Origin of the sequence: Nesterenkonia muleiensis (assembly GCF_003600155.1) — a bacterium.
Lineage (GTDB): Bacteria > Actinomycetota > Actinomycetes > Actinomycetales > Micrococcaceae > Nesterenkonia > Nesterenkonia muleiensis.
In genome coordinates this window covers 1-17,975 of record NZ_QWLD01000045.1, presented here as the reverse complement: position 1 = coordinate 17,975, position 17,975 = coordinate 1, and the positions used below count along the sequence as shown (strand labels likewise).

The window sequence follows — 17,975 nt, the reverse complement described above, 5'->3', positions numbered from 1 at the left end:
CCCTTCGCACACCGCTGATCAGGGCGATGCGCATCAGCCGCTCCACCCGGTCTCAGCCCCACTTCAATGCCTCGGCACACCCAGAAGCATCGATCCTTCCGCCGTCAGACAGCCTGGTGCTGGGATATCGAAGTCCCCCAGCCAGACCCCACCGGGGAGGCTCACCGGCAGATCATCGTCGATGGCACCTACTTCAACAGGTGGTGCGTGCTCATCGCTCACAACGGCACCCACGTCATCGGCTGGCAGTGGTGCAACCGGGAATCCAAAGCAGCCTGGGCAGCTTTGTTCAAACGCTTCCCCGCCCCGGATGTGGTGGTCACCGACGGCGGGACCGGACTACGTGCCGCACTGGATCAGCAGTGGCCACGAACCCGGATCCAGCGCTGCTACTTCCACATCCGTGCCGCAGCGGTTCGGCACACCACCCTGAACCCACGGCTTGAGGCAGGCAAAGAGATTCTGGGCCTGACCAGGGACCTGATGAAGGTTCAGGACCTCGATGCGGCAGCAGCGTGGATGGGCGCTTATGCCTGCTGGGAAGCCCGCTGGGAGAGGTTCCTGAAACAGCGCACCTACGCGAAGAGAGGCGTGGAACGGCCCTCCTGGGTCAAGCAGAACCAGAACTGGTGGGTACACCCATATCCGGCTGCGCAGAGCCCAGGGCCTCTACCGGCAGCTAATCCGGGATAAGTCCCTGTTCACCTTCCTCGACGAGCACTACCTCGAAGACCAGCAGCGCACCGTGGAGCGGGCCACCTCACGGTTAGAAGGCGGACCCAACAACGCGATCAAACACCTGCTGCGCCATCACCGAGGCATGCCCGAACACCACGCACGCAAAGCCGTGGACTGGCTGCTCAACAGCCTCACCGAACACCCCCATGACCCATGGGACCTGGTCCAGCGACAGCAACGGGAAGCAGCAAAGCAAACCCAGCCAAAGCCGATAGAGGAAGCCCCAAGCGGACCTGAGACCTACGGCACCTCAGCTATAGCCCAGGAAGGGCTCTGGGCCAGGAAAGGCTGGGAAGGACGGAGATGACACGCCCGAGCCATACACACATTCTGGCCAATAACCCAATAACCCCCTATATCACTCTCAAAACAGGGCAAAGAAACACCCTTGCATCCCTTGTGTTTACTGGGATGCAAGGGTGTTTCGCAGTTAGTGCGCCCATAGGGATTCGAACCCCAGACCTTCGGTTCCGTAGACCGACGCTCTATCCAGCTGAGCTATAGGCGCATCATCCTCAAATATCACTGTAGCGTGACTTGGACCTTGACGACTATACACGCGGCCACCGAGGTCGGACAAATCAACCGTCCGCGACTCCCGGCTCAGCGGAAGCGACCGCCCCGACTCCCTCGTCCACCGCCGAAACTGCCGCCGCGAGACCCGCGGGAGCCACCGCCGAACCCACCGCGGGAACGCCCTCCGCCGCTGAATCCGCCTCCAGCGCGGCCACCTCCCCCGAAGCTGCCGCGGGATCCGCCTCCAGAGAGCCCTCCGCCCCAGCCTCCGCGGTGCCTGCTGCGGGTGTTGCCACCACCGCCGCCCAGCAGTCCGCCAATGATCATGCCCGCAGCCATACCGCCCATGCCAGATCCTGATCTGCGACGCCCTTGTGGATACGGTGCGGGTCCCCAGCCCATGTTTGCGCGCTGAGACGCCGAGTAGTCCGCCCCTGCCTGATTGTGCGCCTGGTCGGCGAGCTGCTCGGCACGGGTCAGCAGATTCGCAGCTTCCTGCGGCTCCGCATGGTGCGCCAGTTCCAGCAGGCGTTCCGCCTCCGCGATAGTGGTCCGCGCTCCCTGCTGCACTGCCCCGCGATGGCTGGAGATGTAGTGCTGAACCATCGTGATCCGCTGCTGCACCCGCTGCAGCCGCTGAGCGTTGCGCTGCTCAGCCCGCCGCCGGTTCTCCTGCTCTTGGCGCGCTGTGCTCAGCGCATCGTCCAAGGCCGTCTCCGCATCTTCCAGCCGCTGCAGAGCACCCACCGGGTCGCCACGCTCCTCCCGCGCCGCACGGCCAGCGGTCAGAGCCTCCTGAGCCTGAGCCCGGTGTGAGGCCACCTGCTGGTCATCGGCGGCCAGCCGGTCTGCTTCTGCGATGTCCTCGGCCAGCGAGTCGATGGCCGCGTCCAGCTTGTCGAAAGACTCCGCAAGCAGACTCCCGGCATCGTTGACGTCCTGCAGCAGGGTGGAGGCCTGCCCGATTGCCTCCTCCGCAATCTGGAGATGGGTCACCGCGGTTTGCACGTCATTGTCCTGAAGCCGGGCGCGCCCCTCGGCCACAGACTCCCGGGCTTCCACCAGCAGCTCCTCGGCCATCTCAGGGTTCTCCGTCACCGACTCCACGGCCGCCTCAGAGTACCGGCCCTGCAGGGCCTTCACCCGAGCCCGCGCAGAGTCCAGTCCGCTCTCGACCTCCCCGGCCCGCTGATCCAGCTCGTTGAGCAGCTCTGGGGCACGTGCCTGGAGATCACGCAGCTTCTCAAAATGCTCAGCCTGGGCGGCGAGTGCCTCCTCCACCTCATCAGCAAGTTCTAGAATCTCCGCATGCGCCTTCCGCTGGGCATCCTCCTCAATCTGCTCGGCCTGGTCCATCTCGCGGCGCAGCGCGAACGCGGAGCGGGCAGACTGCTTGGCCTGCCCCAGCGCCTCCTGGAACCGGTCGGTCTCCTGCAGGCCGAACTGTGCCCGGGCGAACCCAAGCTCCTCCTCCGAACTGCGGATAGCATTGTCGATCTCCAGCAGAGCCTGCCCCGATCTGGCTGAGAGCTCGGCGGTCGGCAGGCGCAGCGGATGCCCCTCCGGCAGCTTCCTAGTCTGGTTTTGACCGCCGCGACGGCGCCACAGCAGCGCCCCGAGCCCGATCAGCGCAATGAGCACGACGACGCCGATCATCACCCCAACACCGCCCCCAGAATCGCTGGTCAGTTCCTCCACGCCGTCGGCATAGGCGATGGAGGCTTCGGCCCAGTCCTCACCACTGAGGTGGGGAACGACGTCGTCGACGACCATGTCGTAGAGATCGTCCTCGGTGAACTCGGCACCGTCGGCAATAGTCACCCCGAAGTCACCCTCGACCGCGACCACCAGACCCGGGTTATGGGTGCCCAAGCTCGAAGCCTCACCGACCTGATCAGCGAAGTCCTCTGCCACCATGCCGCCGAAGTCGTCGTAGAAGGCGACGAAGACGGTGTAGCCGGTGTCCTCGGCGATCTGGTCGAAGTGCTCCTGTACCTCAGCGATCTCGGCGTCGCTGAGCACTCCGGCGTTGTCGGTGACCTGATCATCTAAGCGCATACTCCGATCCTAAGGGCAAGCACAGAGCTGGGGCAGGCGCGGCTGTCAGGCCTCGGCGCTGATGAACTCGGTCAGGGCGGCGTCGCGCCCGTCCAGCTCGGCCCAGGGTTTGTCCACGGAGAAGACTCCCAGCCCCGCCGGCGGCCAGTGGGACGCCATGGCGAGCGCGGCCTGCTCGGATGAGTCTGGACTGGTCAGATCCATGCTGAGGTCCTGTACACCCGGCATATGGGCGATGACCAGCAGTGTCTGCACCGCCTCCGGGGTCTCGTTGATCGCCGAGCACAGCCGAGCCGAGGACCCCAGGTACAGCCGGTCGTCCAGATACGGGGTCACCGCCTTGTCGCCGAGTTCATGGCCGATCCAGAGGCAGGTCTGCCGGGTGCGCATCGCCGAGGAGACCAGAGTGGACTCTGGCCAGTGCTCAGACTCCAGCAGCCAGCGGCCCATATGGCGTGCCTGCTGCTGCCCGTAGTCGGTGAGCGTGCGGGAATGGTCGTCACCGGTGAAGCTGTGGCCCGCCTCGGCGTGCCGGAGGATGAGCAGTCTCTTCATTCTCCGAGCCTAGCCGCGAGGAGCTCTCGCTCGGCATTTACCACAGAAACATGTTGCAAATACAGATAAACACAGATAAAGTCACTTATATCCACATGTGTGGTGGATCACAAAAAAGAGAGGACATTGCCGTGCCACTGCTCGCCCTCGAACGGAGGAGCCGCATCCTGGAGCTGCTCAGCCAGACCAGCACAGTGACGGTGGAGCGCCTCGCGGCCGAATTCGGCGTCACCCGGGAGACGGTCCGCCGCGACCTCGACTCCCTGGAGACCCAAGGAGCCCTGCACCGGGTCCACGGCGGTGCGACGGCAGCAGGAGCAGCGCCCCGGACCGAGACTCCGCTGCACGACCGGCACAGCACTCATTCAGCCCAGAAGCGCCGGATCGCGCAGGCGGCCCTGCAGTTTCTGCCTCCATCCCCGGGAGGCTCCATGATCATCGACGCCGGCTCCACCACAGAGGCCTTCGCGGACATGGTGGCTCTGGAGACTGCCGCCGGCGCCGCAGAGAGGAGCCGCCATCTGCTGACCAACGCTCTGCCGGTGGCAGCCAAGCTCAGTGATGTCGAAGCTCTTGACATGGAGGTGATCGGCGGACGGGTCCGCGGCATCACCGGGGCTGCGGTCGGGCCGACCACAGTGGAGACGCTCAGCCGCCGCAGCGCCGATGTCGCCTTCATCGGCACCAACGGCGTGGACGGGCCATTCGGCCTCAGCACTCCGGACTCAGCCGAGGCAGCGGTCAAGACCGCCCTGATTCGAGCAGCCCGACGCACCATCCTGCTGGCAGACGCCTCCAAATTCGAACGCACCTCACTGGTGCAGTTCGCCCGACTCGAGGAGATCGCCATTCTCATCACCGACGCCGCACCACCGGTCCGGCTGGCCGAGGCGCTCGACGCCGCCGAGGTCTCTGTCATTGTTGCGGAGGCCCCGTGATCATCACCGTCACCCCGAACCCCAGCCTGGACAGCACCGTCGAGCTTCCCTCGCCTCTGCTGCCTGGACAGGTGCACCGGGCAGTCACCGGTCACACCGACCCGGGAGGAAAAGGCGTCAACATCTCCCGGGCTCTGACCGCCGCCAAGCTGCCGACCGTGGCGGTGATCCCCAGCGAGGCCGATGACCCGCTGCTGCTGAGCCTCAACTCCTTCGCCGTGCCCTACCAGACAGTGCCCCTGGGGGCTGCGGTGCGGACCAATATCACTATCACCGATCCAACAGGGGTGACCACCAAAATCAATGAGCCCGGGCCTGAACTGGACGCTGACCGGCAGCAAGCGCTGATCACAGCTGCCGCCTCAGTTCCAGACACTACGTGGGCGGCACTCGCGGGGTCGCTTCCGCCGGGCACCGATCCTCAGCTCTACACCCGGCTGATCAGCGCACTGCGGTCTTCCCATCCACAGGCCAAGATCGCGGTGGACTCCTCCGGCCAGGCACTGGCCAGCACCGCAGCCGCCGAACCAGACCTGATCAAGCCGAACGCCGACGAGCTGCTAGAGCTGCACACCTTGCTCACCGGCCGTCGGACTGACACGACTCCGGGACAGCTGGAGCAGAACCGGTCCGCCGTCGTCGAACTGGTACGTGCTGTTCAGCCATACGGCGTCCGCACCGCTCTAGTGACTCTGGGAGCCCATGGCGCGGTGCTGGTGCCAGCTGAGCCCAAGGCCGATGTGCTGATGGGCTTCGGGCCGCCAATCGTTGCCCGCAGCACCGTGGGGGCCGGCGACGCCGCCCTTGCCGGCTATATCTCCGCAGCAGACCAGGGTGCCTCTCCCGCTGAACGGCTGCGGCACGCCATGGCCCACGGCCGCGCAGCAGCCTCCCTGCCAGGATCCCAGATGCCCTCACCTGAGGACCTCGAACCACACACCGTCACGGTCGAGCCCCTGACCTGTCAATCCCCAGAAGAAAGTGAAGACCAATGAGCATCATCACCGAAGACCTGGTGAGCTTGGAGTCGATCTCGGCCAGCAGCCCCCACAAGGTCATCACCGCGCTCGCCGAACTCATCGCCACCGCTGGGCGCGCAGGCCACGCCGCTTCGCTGGCCTCGGACGCATGGGCCCGTGAGCAGACGTCCGCCACCGGGATGGCCAGCGGCATCGCCATCCCGCACTGCAAGACCTCAGCCGTTGAACAGGCCACCGTGGCCTTCGCGCGGCTGCAGGAACCGGTCGACTTCGGTGCCCCCGACGGCCCGGCAGACCTGATCTTCTTCATCGCGGCCCCGGCCGGGGCCAGCGAGGAGCACCTGACGATCCTCTCCGCTCTGGCCAGCTCGCTGATCGACGAGAGCTTCCTGGCCGAACTACGGGAAGCCTCCGATGCGCAAGAGATCGTGGCACTCATCGAGAACTCGGTCAGTCCTGATCAGCCACAAAAGACCCCTGATGAGACGCCTTCAGCCACCTCCGGCGAGCCTGCCTCGGCCCGCCGCAGGCTGGTGGCGGTCACCGCCTGCCCCACTGGCATTGCGCACACCTATATGGCCGCCGACGCGCTCAAGCGTGCGGCCGAGTCACTCAACGTCGATCTGCAGGTCGAGACCCAGGGCTCATCCGGGGCCGCACCGCTACCGCCAGAGGCAGTCCAGCAGGCTGAGGCCGTCATCTTCGCCGCTGACGTCGATGTGCGGGACAAGCACCGCTTCGCCGGCAAACCGGTAGTGGCCGGACGCGTCAAACGCGGCATCAACGAACCCGGGACGATGATCACCCAGGCGCTGAGCGCAGCTGATGATCCGCAGGCTGAGAGAGTGGCCGCCGGCACCTCCGGCGAGGAGACCGCTGCCGAGGACTCCGGCGAGAGCTTCGGCCGGAAGACCCAGCGGGTGCTGATGACCGGTGTCAGCTACATGATCCCCTTCGTCGCCGCAGGCGGACTGCTCATGGCACTAGGCTTCCTGCTGGGCGGCTACAACATCACCGACGTCGCAGGCGACGTGGTCATCGACAACACTTTGTGGAACCTCCCGACTGAAGCTGACCTGCCCGATGACTTCGTCGGCTGGGGCCCCTTGGGCGCCTACCTCGGCTCGGTCTTTTTTGCCATCGGTGATACGGCGATGAGCTTCTTGGTCCCCGCGCTGGCTGGCTATATCGCCTACGGTATGGCCGACCGCCCCGGGATCGCGCCTGGCTTCATCGCCGGCGCTGTCGCCGAGCCGCTGATGGAGGCCGGGTTCATCGGCGGCATCATCGGTGGCCTGCTCGCCGGTGCGGTCGCCAGCTGGTTCCGCACATTCGAGGTCCCCCGGTGGCTGGCCGGGCTGATGCCCGTGGTCATCATTCCGCTGGTGGCCACTATTGTTGCTGCAGGTCTGATGTTGATGCTGTTGGGCGGTCCGATCGCCTCACTGACCAGCGGGCTGGAGAACTGGCTGAGCGGAATGACCGGAGCAGCAGCAGTGGTCCTGGGCCTGATCCTGGGCCTGATGATGTGCGTGGACCTGGGTGGGCCGATCAACAAGGTGGCCTACGCCTTCGCCGTCGCCGGCCTCTCCGGGGCAGTGGCCGCGGGGGAACAGGCTCCCCTGGTGATCATGGCCACTGTCATGGCCGCCGGCATGGTTCCCCCACTGGGAATGGCGCTGGCCACCTTCGTCGACCGCCGGCTCTTCAGCCGCGCCGAACAGGAGAACGGCAAGACCGCAGTGCTGCTGGGGGCTGCGTTCATCTCCGAAGGCGCGATCCCCTTCGCCGCCGCAGACCCGCTGCGGGTGCTGCCCTCGGCGATGCTGGGCGGCATGGCAACCGGTGCGCTGACCATGGCGTTCAGCGTGACCTCCTATGCCCCGCACGGAGGGGTCTTCGTCTTCTTCGCCATCGACAATTTCCTGCTGTTCATCCTCTCCGTGCTCATCGGCACCGCAGTGACGGCGCTGAGCGTCATCGCGCTCAAACGCTGGGCACGGAAAACTCCCGTTGCCGAGTCAACGGCTGATCAGCAATCAACCGCACCGGAGACTGCCACTGTCTGACCCGTCCCCAGCTGATGACTGAAGGCCGGGAGGGGATTACTCTGGGTCCCCGGGCGGTCCCCGTCGCCTAGATGATCAGATGCTGTACTCGGGGGCGGCCCAGACGGTGACCTCCGGGTGTTCGTAGAACCGGTATCCCTGGCCGCGCACTGTGCGCACCGTGTTGGCCAGCCGGCCCAGCTTGGACCGCAGACGCCGGATGTGGACATCGATCGTACGCTCATTGGGCATCTGCTCCACGTCCACATGCCGCCAGAGCCGCTGCAGCAGCTCATCCCTGCCCACAGTGCGTGAAGAGTTGTCCACCAGGTAGTTCAGCAGCTCGAACTCCTTATAGGTGAGGTTGAGGCCATCGCCGTCAAGCCGGACCTCGCGCCGAGCCAGATCGATCAGCACCCCGGAGGCTGCTTGCGCCGGTGACGTGGGCTGTACAGCCGAGTGCTCCGGCTGGCCCTTGGCAGAGACCGTCGGGTCGCCCAGTGCCTGGCGGACCACCTCAAGGTCAGTGCCCTCCGCGGTGGAGGCAGCCATAGCCATCGCGATATGTACCTGGGACTGGGGAGCAATATGTTCCACGTAGTCACGAAGCTCCGTGGCGATCCGGTGCAGTGAGGTGCCCTCGGCCTTGGCGGTATCCTCGTCGAGCCCCACATAGATGACGAAGCCACGGGTGACGACGTCGGGATGGACCATCTGTGCGGTGGCTCCGTTGGATGCCAGCACCGGCACCGGCGCGGTGCGCAGGTCGCTGCCCCCAGGTGCGCCATTGCGCAGCTTGCGAGAGAGCTCCGCACGCCGGGCAGCATTACGCACGGAAACGTGAACGTACCCTGGATTTTGGGTCTGACTGAGCGGTGCGGACATATTAATCGTGACTCTTCCTGGCGGACGGCCGGGCACTTTGCCCTCTCAGCATCCCCGTAATATTTCCCAAATGCAAGTAACATAAGCGGGAAACTTCCACATGCTGAGACAGGACAGGTGCCCTGTCATGTGGGTCACATACTATTCTGCGAGCCCGTAGAGCCGGTCGCCGGCATCCCCCAGACCAGGGACGATATACGCCTTCTCATTGAGCCTCTCATCGATGGCGGCCACGATCAGCTCGATGTCCAAGTCACCGACCTCCTCCTCCAGCCGCTTGATGCCTTCCGGTGCGGCCAGCAGACAGATGCAGGTGACCTTCGCCGCTCCGGCACGCTGCAAAAAGCGGATGGCCTCGGCCAGTGTGCCTCCGGTGGCCAGCATCGGATCCAGCACGAACACCTGCCGTCCGGTGAGGTCATCCGGCAGACGCTCAGCGTAAGTGACGACGTTGAGGGTCTCCTCATCGCGCGCCATGCCCAGGAAGCCGACCTCAGCGGTGGGGATCATAGCCGTCATCCCGTCCAGCATGCCCAGTCCGGCGCGCAGGATCGGCACCACCAGGGGCTTGGAGCCGGCAAGCCTGGTGCCGGTCATCTGCGCCACCGGAGTCTGGATCTCGACATCCTCAGTGGGCAGTGAGCTCGAGGCCTCATAGGCCAACAGTGAGACAAGCTCCCGGGTCAGGTCACGGAAAACATTGGAGGTGGTCTCCACCCGGCGCAGCTGGGTGAGCTTATGATCGATCAGCGGGTGGGAGACGGCATGTGTGCGCATGAGAACAAGTTAGCAGTCACCACGTGGCAGTAGTGTGTCTTCAGATGAGCTTTTCCCCCAGAGAACCGCAGACCCAGCACCGGCTGATGAGCAGGTGCCTGGAGCTGGCTGCCTTGGCTCCTGCCTCCGGAGACGTCCCGGTGGGCGGCGTCCTCGTCAGCGCTGACGGGGTGGTGCTGGGTGAAGGTTTCAATACCAGGGAGCGCGATGCCGACCCCTCCGGCCATGCCGAGATCAATGCGCTGCGTGCCGCAGCCGCAGCGATGGGCACCTGGCGGCTGGACGGCTGCTCGCTGGTGGTCACCCTCGAGCCGTGCAGCATGTGCGCCGGGGCCATCAGCCAATCCAGGATCTCCACGGTGATCTTCGGTGCATGGGACAAGAAGGCCGGCGCAGCCGGCAGCGTGTTCGACGTGCTGCGTGAGCCCCGGCTGAACCACTGGGTGGAGATTCAGCCGGGAGTCCGCAGGCAGGAGTGCAGCGCCCTGCTTCGAGAGTTCTTCGCCGAACAGCGGGGTTGAGCGCTTCAAGCGTGCAGCCCCGCGTAAGCTGAGCGAGACCAGCCCCTGAGGCGCCCGGGTCCCGTGCGAACCCACAGCGTTTGCGTGGGCCGCGTCAGGAACCTCAGACGGGCACTGTCTGCCGGGAGAACCAGGGCTGTATGCTCGTGTGCATCGGCAGTCAACGGCTCAGCTGTGGGGTCTAGGAGCGGAGAAGCAATATGGAAAACTTCGGCGACGGGATCATTCTCCCGATCATCGGCTTGGTGCTGGTCATTGCGATCGCGGTGGGAGCGATCGTCTCCCGGTACAAGATCGCCCAGCCGAATGAGGCGATCATCATCACCGGCTCGGGATCCTCCCGGCGCAGCGACGACGGTCTGCCGGCGGCGCAGAAGATCGTCCAGGGCGGGGGAACGTTCGTCATCCCGTTCATCCAACGGGCGCACCGGATGTCATTGGAGTCGCGGAAGATCACGGTCTCCGCCTCGGCGATGTCCAAGACCAATATCGAGATGAACCTGACCGCGATCGCCATTGTGAAGGTCGGCGGATCCGATACCTCGGTGCGCGCGGCCGCACAGCGTTTCCTGAGCAAGCAGGATGAGATAGTTCCGTTCACCACCGAGGTGCTGGAGGGTTCTCTGCGTTCGATCATCGGCACCATGACCGTCGATGAGATCATCCGGGACCGTTCGGCCTTCGCCACCCAGGTGGCCCATGAGGCTGCCTCCTCGCTGGAGGGCCAGGGCCTGGAGCTGGATACCTTCACCATCCAGCGCATCGCCGACGAGGGCGACTACCTGCAGAACCTGGGACGGCCCGAAGCCGCCGACGCACGCCGCCAGGCCGAGGTGTCCGAGGCCAGAGCCGAGCGGGAGTCCGAGTCAGCACGCATCGCCGCCCGGCAGGCGATTCTGGACAACCAGCGCGAATATGATCTGCGCGAGGCCACCATTCGCGAGGAGACCGACCAGGCCCAGGCCCGCGCCGCGGCCGCCGGTCCGCGGGCTGAGGCCCAGGCCCAGCGCGATGTGGTGGAGCAGCAGCGCGAAACCGCGCAGCGCCGTGCCGAACTGCGCGAGCAGGAACTGATCGCAGAGGTCCATAAGAAGGCCGACGCCGACCGCTACGCCACCGAGCAGAACGCCGAGGCCCGCAAAGCTGAGGAGATTGCCAGTGCACAGGCTGAGGCGGAGCGGGTCCGGCTGGCCGCCCAGGCCGATCTGGAGCGCCGTGAGGCAGAGGCCAAGGCGGTGCGCATCGAGGGTGAGTCCGAGGCGGCCGCCATTCGCGCCCGCGGTGAGGCTGAGGCTGAGGCGATGAACAAGAAGGCCGACGCCTACGCCCGCTACGGCGAGGCCGCCATCCTGGACCAGATCGTTGCGGTACTGCCCGAGGTGGTCCGCGAGGCTGCCAGGCCCATGGAAAGCATCGACCAGCTGACTGTGATCGACTCCTCCGGTGCCTCCAAGGTGGTGAAGACCGGGCTGGACAACGCCACCCAGGGCATGGAGCTGCTGAAGTCGCTGACCAATGTAGACCTGGCAGAGCTGATCGGCCGGTTCGGCGGGGAGATTTCCGGTGCTTCCGCTGGCCAGAGCGCAGAGGGCGTGGGCTCGGGTACCGAAACTGAGCAGAACAGCGCAGACGAGGGCGCATGACCTGGTTCATTCTGATCGCCCTGGGGTTCTCCGTCATCCTTGTGCTGGCGGTGGTCTTCGACGGCGTTCTGGATGCTGTCAACCTGGACTTCGGCGGCGACGGGATTTTGTCGGCGACCACCATCGCCGCGGCGGTGGCCGGATTCGGCTACGGAGGCTGGATCGCTACCGCAGGCTTCGACGCCTCGATGGGTGTGGCCGTGACAGTGGGTATTGCGGTTGCTGTGGTGATCGCTGTGATCGCGGCCAAGTCGGTGCGGCTGATCCGGCGCGCCGAAACCCCAGGCAATGACCCCGAGGACAAGGTCGGCCAGCAGGGCACTGCCATCACCGGTGCGGCAGCCGGTGACCCGTTCGAGTTCTCTCTGGTACACCGGGGCCAGCCGCGCAAACTGAGTGCGGTGGCCGAGGATGACGTCTCTCCCGGGGATGCCCTGACCGTCGAGGCCGTCCTCTCCCCCAGCCGGGTCAAAGTCACCAAATCCTGAAGACACACGGACCTCGCTGCCGCATCACCAACCTGGCCTGCAGCCCTCCTGTTCGCTTTTGAGACTCGGACCCCATCTCCCGTATAGTGAATGGGCGCCGCCGGAAGGCGGCGAGTTGAGGAAGCGTGTCCGAGCGGCCGAAGGTGCAGCACTCGAAATGCTGTGTAGGGTAACCCCCTACCGAGGGTTCAAATCCCTCCGCTTCCGCCAAATGCTCCACCTCAGAGCCCCCACCGAAAGCAATCGCGGTGGAGGCTCTGAGGTGGAGTCTCTGGACCGCCCCGATGACAGCCCTAGTGGGTCTTGTCCCACCATCGCAGGGCACACAGACGAAGCTCTCCCCCGCACCTACCGCCCGAAGAGGCGGGCGAAGAACCCTGACCTCAGTTCTTTCTGGTGACCTTCGCATCGCTGCGATGTAGGGACTCCGCGCATGACCTGGTCGACGTGCTTGCCGCACCCGGACCATGTCGTCTTTCCGCACTCACGGCACGTCACCGCAGAACACATGATGCCTCCTCCAACACCCTAGTGAGATGGCGACACCCACCAGAAGCAAATATACCCATGGGGGTATAATCAGTCCAATGGGCGAAGACCACACGGATTCAACGCGGCAGCGGCAGGACGGTCAGTGCGAACATGGCCACGAGTGAGAGCAGCAGCGGTATAGCGATCATGAGCGGGTAGGCCAGGGCCGGGTTGACCGCCGGGGCGGTCACCGCGCCGCCGATACGCTTCACGGCGATCTCAATCGTGAACAAGATGACAGTAGCTGCGGCGGAGACCATGCAGAAGGGACAGATCTCACCGATTGGACCTAGCTGCAGGTAGACGAAGTAGGCAGAGAACGCGACACCAGCCCCGGTCACCGGCAGCAGGATTTTCTCCAAGAGGGGGCTCTTGGTGTAGAGCCACATCGCGGCCATCACCATCATGCCGATGTAGTAGACCGCGCCAATGGTGGCCAACGGGATCGGGCCGACGTATGCCCACGGACTGTGCATCACCGCGATAGCCCCGGTCAGAGGAGTGCCTTCCGGCAGCGGCAGCACCCAGAAGTGCACGGCGGTCAGGATGGAGCTGGCGAACCAGCCGAGTGCCGCCACGCCGAAAAACATCCAGATCAGCATATTCGCCGTCGGCTTGGTGGTTTCCAGCGATGGTGTTGGTCGGGTCAGGGCCTGGATTGTCACGGGATCTCCTCAATGTGCGCTTACTGCATAAATACCCCTATGGGTATTATCTTACACAGAGCGACAATATACCCCATGGGGTATATTCGTCAAGTCTCACCCCTCCCGAGAACACAGCTCTGCGGGAGCATGAGCCTCCGTGATCGCTCCAGCGCCCGCTGCGGACCAGACGAGGCACCGCGGGGGCGCGAAGGCCATCACGCCCTAAGCTGACACAGCGCATGATTCGGGATCGGGGTGGGTTCTTCACGAGGCTGCACCAGCTGATGAAGACTTCTGTAGGCTCGTTCTTCATGAGCATCACTGTTCTCGCGGTCGGCAAGAAGCATGAACCATGGGTGGCCGAGGGCATCGACCGCTACAGCAGGCGGCTGCGCAAGCCCTATGACCTCACCTGGAAGCTGCTCCAGCACTCCGCCAAGGATCACGATGCCGCCCGGGACGAGGAATCTGCCAGGATTCTCCAGTCGCTCACACCCCGCCAGCACGTCATCCTGCTGGATGAGCGCGGCACCAATATCTCCTCACCCACGCTGGCATCCCACCTGCAGCAGCGGTTCGACGCCAGCCGCGGCGTCGTCGTGATCATCGGCGGCGCCTACGGGGTGAACGCCGAGCTGCAATCACGGGCCGACTTCACCTGGAGCCTGAGCAAGCTGGTCTTCCCACATCAGCTGGTGCGCCTGATCCTGGCCGAACAGGTCTACCGCGCCCAGGAGATCAGCTCCGGGAAGCCCTATCACCATGTCTGAGACCCGGATGCTCCGAGCGAAGACTGGCACCGGCTCGGAGTCGTCCCAGGACAGTGAGCGCTCCGCGGAGCAGCCGGTGGTGGGCGTGCTGGGCGCCGGACGGGCCGGAACCGCCTTCGCGCGGGTGATGCTACGTGCCGGGATTGAGGTGGACATCTGCTCCACCCGGCCCCCGAAGGCCCTGCGGCACCATCTGAAGATCTACGCCCCGGGAGCGAACCCGGTGCGGCCCGAGGAGGTCGCCGTGCGCACCCGGAGCCGGGGCCCCGGCGTGGTGATCCTCGCTGTTCCCCAGGAGGAGCTGGATGAGGTCGAGCCGGACTGGGTCAGCGGCCCGGAGGCCCTCCGGACTCGGCCGATCACACCAGTGCTGGTGGATGCCACCAACACCTGGCATGATGAACTCCTTCCGGGGTGGCTGCAAGCTGCGGTGGACGAGCAGCTTCCCAGCTCCATGGCGATCGCAGGCCGCTTCAGCGGTGCGCATACGGTCAAGGCCCTCAACCACATCTCCCACCACGATCTGGAGGAGGCGGCGAACCCGGAGCGTGCGCTGAAGCAGCGCCGGGCCGTGGCCCTGGCCGGTGACGACAACGGCGCCGTGGGCCGGGTCATGGGACTGCTGGTGCGGATGGGATTCGATCCGGTCTCCCTAGGCGGGCTGGCCGCCGGGAAGATCATGGAGCCGGACGGGCCGCTGTTCAACCGGTCGCTGCGCCGGGAGGACATCCTCCACTACGTGCGGTAAAAAGGGCTACGCGGTGACCGAATGCTGGAAAGTCTCCGCCTCAAGGCAGAACCGAGAGGTGTGGCGGAGAGATTCTGGCACTCAGGGGACTGATGCGCTTGGCCGGGCGGCGCTTGCCAGGTCGGCAGCTGGTTCTAGAGTGGAGTGGTGAGCTCACTGGACCGATTCTCCGACGCGGCGCGGACATGGTTCGCCGCCTCCTTCGGGGCGCCCACCCCCGCCCAGGAGGGTGCCTGGGAGGCTGTCTCACAGGGGAAGCACGCCCTGGTGGTGGCACCGACCGGGTCGGGCAAGACGCTCTCGGCGTTCCTCTGGGCCATCGATCAGCTCAGTGCCAACCGCGGAGAGACCCCGTGGGCCTCCCGGCCGCGTGCAGAGGCAGCGGCCTTCACCCCTGAAGCCGAAGGGAATGACGCCGCAGCCGGTCACAGCGCCGGAACCAAGGTTCTCTACATCTCTCCGCTAAAAGCCCTGGGAGTGGACATCGAGCGCAATCTGCGCAGCCCGCTGGTGGGCATCGGACACACCGCCCGGCGGCTGGGCACCACCCCAAACGACATCTCGGTAGGAGTGCGCACCGGTGACACCAGCTCCAAGGAGCGCCGCGACTTGGTGCGGAACCCGCCAGAGATCCTGATCACCACCCCTGAGTCGCTCTACCTGATGCTCACCTCCCAGGCGCGGCGGACCCTGGCCACAGTCCAGACGGTGATCGTGGATGAGATCCATGCCCTGGCCGGAACCAAGCGCGGAGCCCACCTGGCGGTCTCCCTGGAGAGGCTCGACCAACTGCTGCAGGCCCCTGCCCAGCGGGTCGGGCTTTCCGCCACAGTGGAGCCCCGGGATGAGGTCGCCCGCTTCCTGGGCGGTCGCCGGCCGGTAGAGGTCATCGCCCCGCCCTCTGAGAAGCGGTGGGACATCACGCTCTCCGTGCCGGTGCAGGACATGGTCTCCCCCAGCGTCGAGACCAGCGAAGGTGACCAACCGCTCCAGCCCTCCATCTGGCCGCACGTGGAGTCTAGGGTGGTCGACCTCATCGGCCAGAACCGCTCCACCATCGCCTTCGTCAACTCGCGCCGGCTGGCTGAGAAGCTCACCGGCAGGATCAACGAGATCGCCGCCGGACGGGAGCTCACGGAAAACACCGGGAACCCACCTGCGGGACAGCACCAGGAGGAAGAGCCTCCTGCCCTTGCCAGGGCGCATCACGGCTCGGTGTCCAAGGAGCAGCGCAAGCAGATCGAGGACGATCTCAAGTCCGGCCGGCTGCGTTGCGTGGTCGCCACCAGCTCCTTAGAACTCGGCATCGACATGGGCGCGGTGGACCTGGTCATTCAGGTCGAAGCTCCGCACGCCGTCTCAGCCGGGCTGCAGCGCCTGGGCCGCGCCGGCCACCAGGTGGGAGAAGTCTCGGTGGGGTGGTTCTTCCCCAAGCACCGCGGCGATCTGCTCAGCTGCGCCGTCGTCGTCGAACGTATGCTCTCCGGGCAGATCGAGGCGCTGAAGATCCCGCACAACCCGCTGGACATCTTGGCCCAGCAGACCATCGCGGCCGCTGCGATGGAATCCCTGGACGTGGAGGACTGGTTCGAGACCCTGCGCGCAGCCGCGCCCTTCACCACACTGCCACGGTCAGCATTCGAGTCCACCCTGGACCTGCTGGCAGGCAAGTACCCCTCAGACCGTTTCGCCGATCTGCGCCCGCGCATCGTCTGGGACCGCGATGCCGGCACCATCACCGGCCGGCCCGGAGCCCAGCGGTTGGCTGTCACCTCCGGGGGGACCATCCCTGACCGCGGACTGTTCGGGGTCTACTTGGTCGGCTCTGAGCTGGAGCGGGCCGGCGGAGACTCCCGCACCGGGGGACGTCGGGTCGGTGAGCTGGATGAGGAGATGGTCTATGAGTCCCGGGTCGGCGATGTCTTCGCGCTGGGGGCCACCAGTTGGCGGATCGAGGAGATCACCTTCGACAGAGTGCTGGTCTCGCCTGCGTTCGGGCAGCCAGCCAGCCTGCCGTTCTGGCGCGGGGACGGGATCGGCCGGCCCGCTGAGCTGGGTGAGGCGCTGGGGGCATTCACCCGCGAGATCCACAGCGGAGACCAGAAACAGGTCAGTCAACGGCTCAACGGCCTGGGACTGGACACCTGGGCGCAGGAGAATCTTCTCCGCTATCTGACCGACCAGTACGACGCCGCCGGAGCCGTCCCCTCCGACCGCACCCTGATCGTCGAACAGACCACGGACGAGCTGGGCGACTGGCGGATCATCCTGCACTCGCCCTACGGGATGCGGGTCCACGCCCCCTGGGCGCTGGCAGTCGGCGAGCGCCTGCACGAACGCTACGGGCTCGACGGCGCGGCCTTCGCCAGCGACGACGGCATCGTGCTGCGAGTGCCGATGATGGACGATGAGCCACCGGGTGCCGAGCTGTTCCTCTTTGAGCCCGATGAGCTTGAGGAGCTGGTGATCCGCCGGGTCTCCTCCTCCGCACTGTTCGCCGGACGTTTCCGCGAGGCCGCCGCCCGTGCCCTTCTGCTTCCGCGCACCAGACCCGGACAGCGCACCCCGCTGTGGCAGCAGCGCCAGCGCGCCTCCCAGCTGCTGGAGGTCGCGCACCAGTACCCGGAGTTCCCCATCATCATGGAGACGATGCGGGAGGTGCTGCAGGATGTCTACGACCTTCCCGCCCTGGAGTCTTTGACCCGCAGGATCGCCCAGCGCAAGGTGCGGGTGATGGAGGTCGCGACCCATGTCTCCTCCCCGTTCGCCCAGTCGATGGTGTTCGGCTATATCGCCCAGTATCTCTACGAGGGAGATTCCCCGCTGGCTGAACGCCGTGCCGCCGCGCTCAGCGTGGACCCGAACCTGCTCAATGAGCTGCTCGGAAGGGTGGAGCTGCGGGAGTTTCTGGATGCCGAGGTCATCGCCCAGGCCGAAGCATACGCCCAGCGGCTCTCCCCCGAACGGCGGCTGCCTACCTCCGAGGGCCGGGGTCCAGAAAGCGTAGCGGACCTGCTGCGCCTGCTGGGACCGCTGAGCGCCGATGAGCTGGCCTTGCGGCTGAGCAGTGCTGGTCCCGGCGGCGGGGGAACCCCGCTCGCCTCTCGGCCGGGTGCAGAGGCACCGGCCTTC

15 protein-coding genes and 2 tRNA genes are annotated in these 17,975 nt (G+C 65.7%); 11 read left to right on the top strand and 6 right to left on the bottom strand.

The genetic code is table 11. The features are described 5' to 3' along the window. Nucleotides 1-66 precede the first annotated feature (66 nt). Nucleotides 67-693, top strand: a complete 627-nt coding sequence (locus tag DVO78_RS13635; RefSeq protein ID WP_120005491.1) for a transposase — start codon at nucleotides 67-69, stop codon at nucleotides 691-693. A 479-nt stretch (nucleotides 694-1,172) separates the two neighbouring features. Here DVO78_RS13635 and DVO78_RS13630 read toward each other — a convergent pair. From DVO78_RS13630 to DVO78_RS13620, 3 genes are all read right to left on the bottom strand, one after another. Continuing rightward, a tRNA-Arg gene (locus DVO78_RS13630) sits at nucleotides 1,173-1,246 on the bottom strand. A 95-nt stretch (nucleotides 1,247-1,341) separates the two neighbouring features. Continuing rightward, entirely contained in the window at nucleotides 1,342-3,312 is a 1,971-nt protein-coding gene (locus tag DVO78_RS18195; RefSeq protein WP_120005490.1) for a TPM domain-containing protein, read from the bottom strand. Nucleotides 3,313-3,357: 45 nt separating this feature from the next. Next, nucleotides 3,358-3,867 (bottom strand): SixA phosphatase family protein, encoded by a 510-nt coding sequence (locus tag DVO78_RS13620; protein ID WP_120005488.1) that lies wholly within the window; start codon nucleotides 3,865-3,867, stop codon nucleotides 3,358-3,360. Nucleotides 3,868-3,998: 131 nt separating this feature from the next. Between DVO78_RS13620 and DVO78_RS13615 the strand changes: the two genes are divergently transcribed. The 3 genes from DVO78_RS13615 to DVO78_RS13605 are packed head-to-tail and all read left to right on the top strand — an operon-like array spanning nucleotide 3,999 to nucleotide 7,854. Next, a complete protein-coding gene (locus tag DVO78_RS13615; RefSeq protein ID WP_238385309.1) occupies nucleotides 3,999-4,805 on the top strand; it encodes a DeoR/GlpR family DNA-binding transcription regulator in 807 nt (268 codons plus the stop codon). Then, nucleotides 4,802-5,800, top strand: a complete 999-nt coding sequence (locus DVO78_RS13610) for a 1-phosphofructokinase family hexose kinase (protein ID WP_120005484.1) — start codon at nucleotides 4,802-4,804, stop codon at nucleotides 5,798-5,800. Before DVO78_RS13615 ends, DVO78_RS13610 begins: the two co-directional genes overlap by 4 nt. After that, nucleotides 5,797-7,854: a PTS fructose transporter subunit IIABC gene (locus tag DVO78_RS13605; protein WP_120005482.1), complete on the top strand. Its 2,058-nt coding sequence runs from the start codon at nucleotides 5,797-5,799 to the stop codon at nucleotides 7,852-7,854. Before DVO78_RS13610 ends, DVO78_RS13605 begins: the two co-directional genes overlap by 4 nt. Before the next feature lie 75 nt (nucleotides 7,855-7,929). On the opposite strand, the gene DVO78_RS13600 is transcribed toward DVO78_RS13605, so the two are convergent. Together DVO78_RS13600 and upp are read right to left on the bottom strand one after the other, a co-directional pair. Then, on the bottom strand, nucleotides 7,930-8,718 hold the full coding sequence (locus DVO78_RS13600; protein WP_120005480.1) for a winged helix-turn-helix domain-containing protein: 789 nt from the start codon (nucleotides 8,716-8,718) through the stop codon (nucleotides 7,930-7,932). Nucleotides 8,719-8,859: 141 nt separating this feature from the next. Beyond that, nucleotides 8,860-9,495 (bottom strand): uracil phosphoribosyltransferase, encoded by a 636-nt coding sequence (gene upp, locus DVO78_RS13595; RefSeq protein WP_120005478.1) that lies wholly within the window; start codon nucleotides 9,493-9,495, stop codon nucleotides 8,860-8,862. A 44-nt stretch (nucleotides 9,496-9,539) separates the two neighbouring features. Between upp and tadA the strand changes: the two genes are divergently transcribed. The 4 genes from tadA to DVO78_RS13575 all read left to right on the top strand — a co-directional run bounded on the left by tadA (nucleotide 9,540) and on the right by DVO78_RS13575 (nucleotide 12,357). Then, entirely contained in the window at nucleotides 9,540-10,016 is a 477-nt protein-coding gene (gene tadA / locus DVO78_RS13590; RefSeq protein WP_274380769.1) for a tRNA adenosine(34) deaminase TadA, read from the top strand. 200 nt (nucleotides 10,017-10,216) lie between these two features. Then, nucleotides 10,217-11,659 (top strand): flotillin family protein, encoded by a 1,443-nt coding sequence (locus DVO78_RS13585; protein ID WP_120005476.1) that lies wholly within the window; start codon nucleotides 10,217-10,219, stop codon nucleotides 11,657-11,659. Beyond that, a complete protein-coding gene (locus tag DVO78_RS13580) occupies nucleotides 11,656-12,147 on the top strand; it encodes a hypothetical protein (RefSeq protein WP_120005474.1) in 492 nt (163 codons plus the stop codon). The genes DVO78_RS13585 and DVO78_RS13580 overlap by 4 nt, the downstream gene beginning before the upstream one ends. A gap of 119 nt (nucleotides 12,148-12,266) precedes the next feature. Continuing rightward, nucleotides 12,267-12,357: transfer RNA gene (locus DVO78_RS13575), tRNA-Ser, on the top strand. Nucleotides 12,358-12,755: 398 nt separating this feature from the next. Here the strand turns inward: DVO78_RS13575 and DVO78_RS13570 are convergent. Then, complete coding sequence (locus tag DVO78_RS13570) at nucleotides 12,756-13,343, bottom strand: vitamin K epoxide reductase family protein (RefSeq protein ID WP_202912197.1); 588 nt, start codon at nucleotides 13,341-13,343, stop codon at nucleotides 12,756-12,758. A 293-nt stretch (nucleotides 13,344-13,636) separates the two neighbouring features. Here DVO78_RS13570 and DVO78_RS13565 point away from each other — a divergent pair, with 293 nt between their 5' ends. The 3 genes from DVO78_RS13565 to DVO78_RS13555 all read left to right on the top strand — a co-directional run. Continuing rightward, nucleotides 13,637-14,095, top strand: coding sequence for a 23S rRNA (pseudouridine(1915)-N(3))-methyltransferase RlmH (locus DVO78_RS13565; RefSeq protein ID WP_120005497.1), 459 nt, complete (start codon nucleotides 13,637-13,639; stop codon nucleotides 14,093-14,095). Further along, the gene (locus tag DVO78_RS13560; protein ID WP_238385308.1) at nucleotides 14,088-14,843 is read left to right on the top strand and encodes an NADPH-dependent F420 reductase; all 756 of its coding nucleotides are present in this window, start codon (nucleotides 14,088-14,090) and stop codon (nucleotides 14,841-14,843) included. The genes DVO78_RS13565 and DVO78_RS13560 overlap by 8 nt, the downstream gene beginning before the upstream one ends. Before the next feature lie 147 nt (nucleotides 14,844-14,990). Further along, nucleotides 14,991-17,975: DEAD/DEAH box helicase (locus DVO78_RS13555; protein WP_238385307.1), on the top strand; the 2,985-nt coding region annotated here is incomplete at its 3' end.

Excerpts from the sequence above, each read along its gene's own strand:
- DVO78_RS13585 (WP_120005476.1), top strand. The coding sequence starts at position 10,217 with ATGGAAAACTTCGGCGACGGGATCATTCTCCCGATCATCGGCTTGGTG.
- DVO78_RS13635 (WP_120005491.1), top strand. The coding sequence starts at position 67 with ATGCCTCGGCACACCCAGAAGCATCGATCCTTCCGCCGTCAGACAGCC.
- DVO78_RS13580 (WP_120005474.1), top strand. The coding sequence starts at position 11,656 with ATGACCTGGTTCATTCTGATCGCCCTGGGGTTCTCCGTCATCCTTGTG.
- tadA (WP_274380769.1), top strand. The coding sequence starts at position 9,540 with ATGAGCTTTTCCCCCAGAGAACCGCAGACCCAGCACCGGCTGATGAGC.
- DVO78_RS13600 (WP_120005480.1), bottom strand. The coding sequence starts at position 8,718 with ATGTCCGCACCGCTCAGTCAGACCCAAAATCCAGGGTACGTTCACGTT.
- DVO78_RS13605 (WP_120005482.1), top strand. The coding sequence starts at position 5,797 with ATGAGCATCATCACCGAAGACCTGGTGAGCTTGGAGTCGATCTCGGCC.
- DVO78_RS18195 (WP_120005490.1), bottom strand. The coding sequence starts at position 3,312 with ATGCGCTTAGATGATCAGGTCACCGACAACGCCGGAGTGCTCAGCGAC.
- DVO78_RS13620 (WP_120005488.1), bottom strand. The coding sequence starts at position 3,867 with ATGAAGAGACTGCTCATCCTCCGGCACGCCGAGGCGGGCCACAGCTTC.
- upp (WP_120005478.1), bottom strand. The coding sequence starts at position 9,495 with ATGCGCACACATGCCGTCTCCCACCCGCTGATCGATCATAAGCTCACC.
- DVO78_RS13560 (WP_238385308.1), top strand. The coding sequence starts at position 14,088 with ATGTCTGAGACCCGGATGCTCCGAGCGAAGACTGGCACCGGCTCGGAG.
- DVO78_RS13565 (WP_120005497.1), top strand. The coding sequence starts at position 13,637 with ATGAGCATCACTGTTCTCGCGGTCGGCAAGAAGCATGAACCATGGGTG.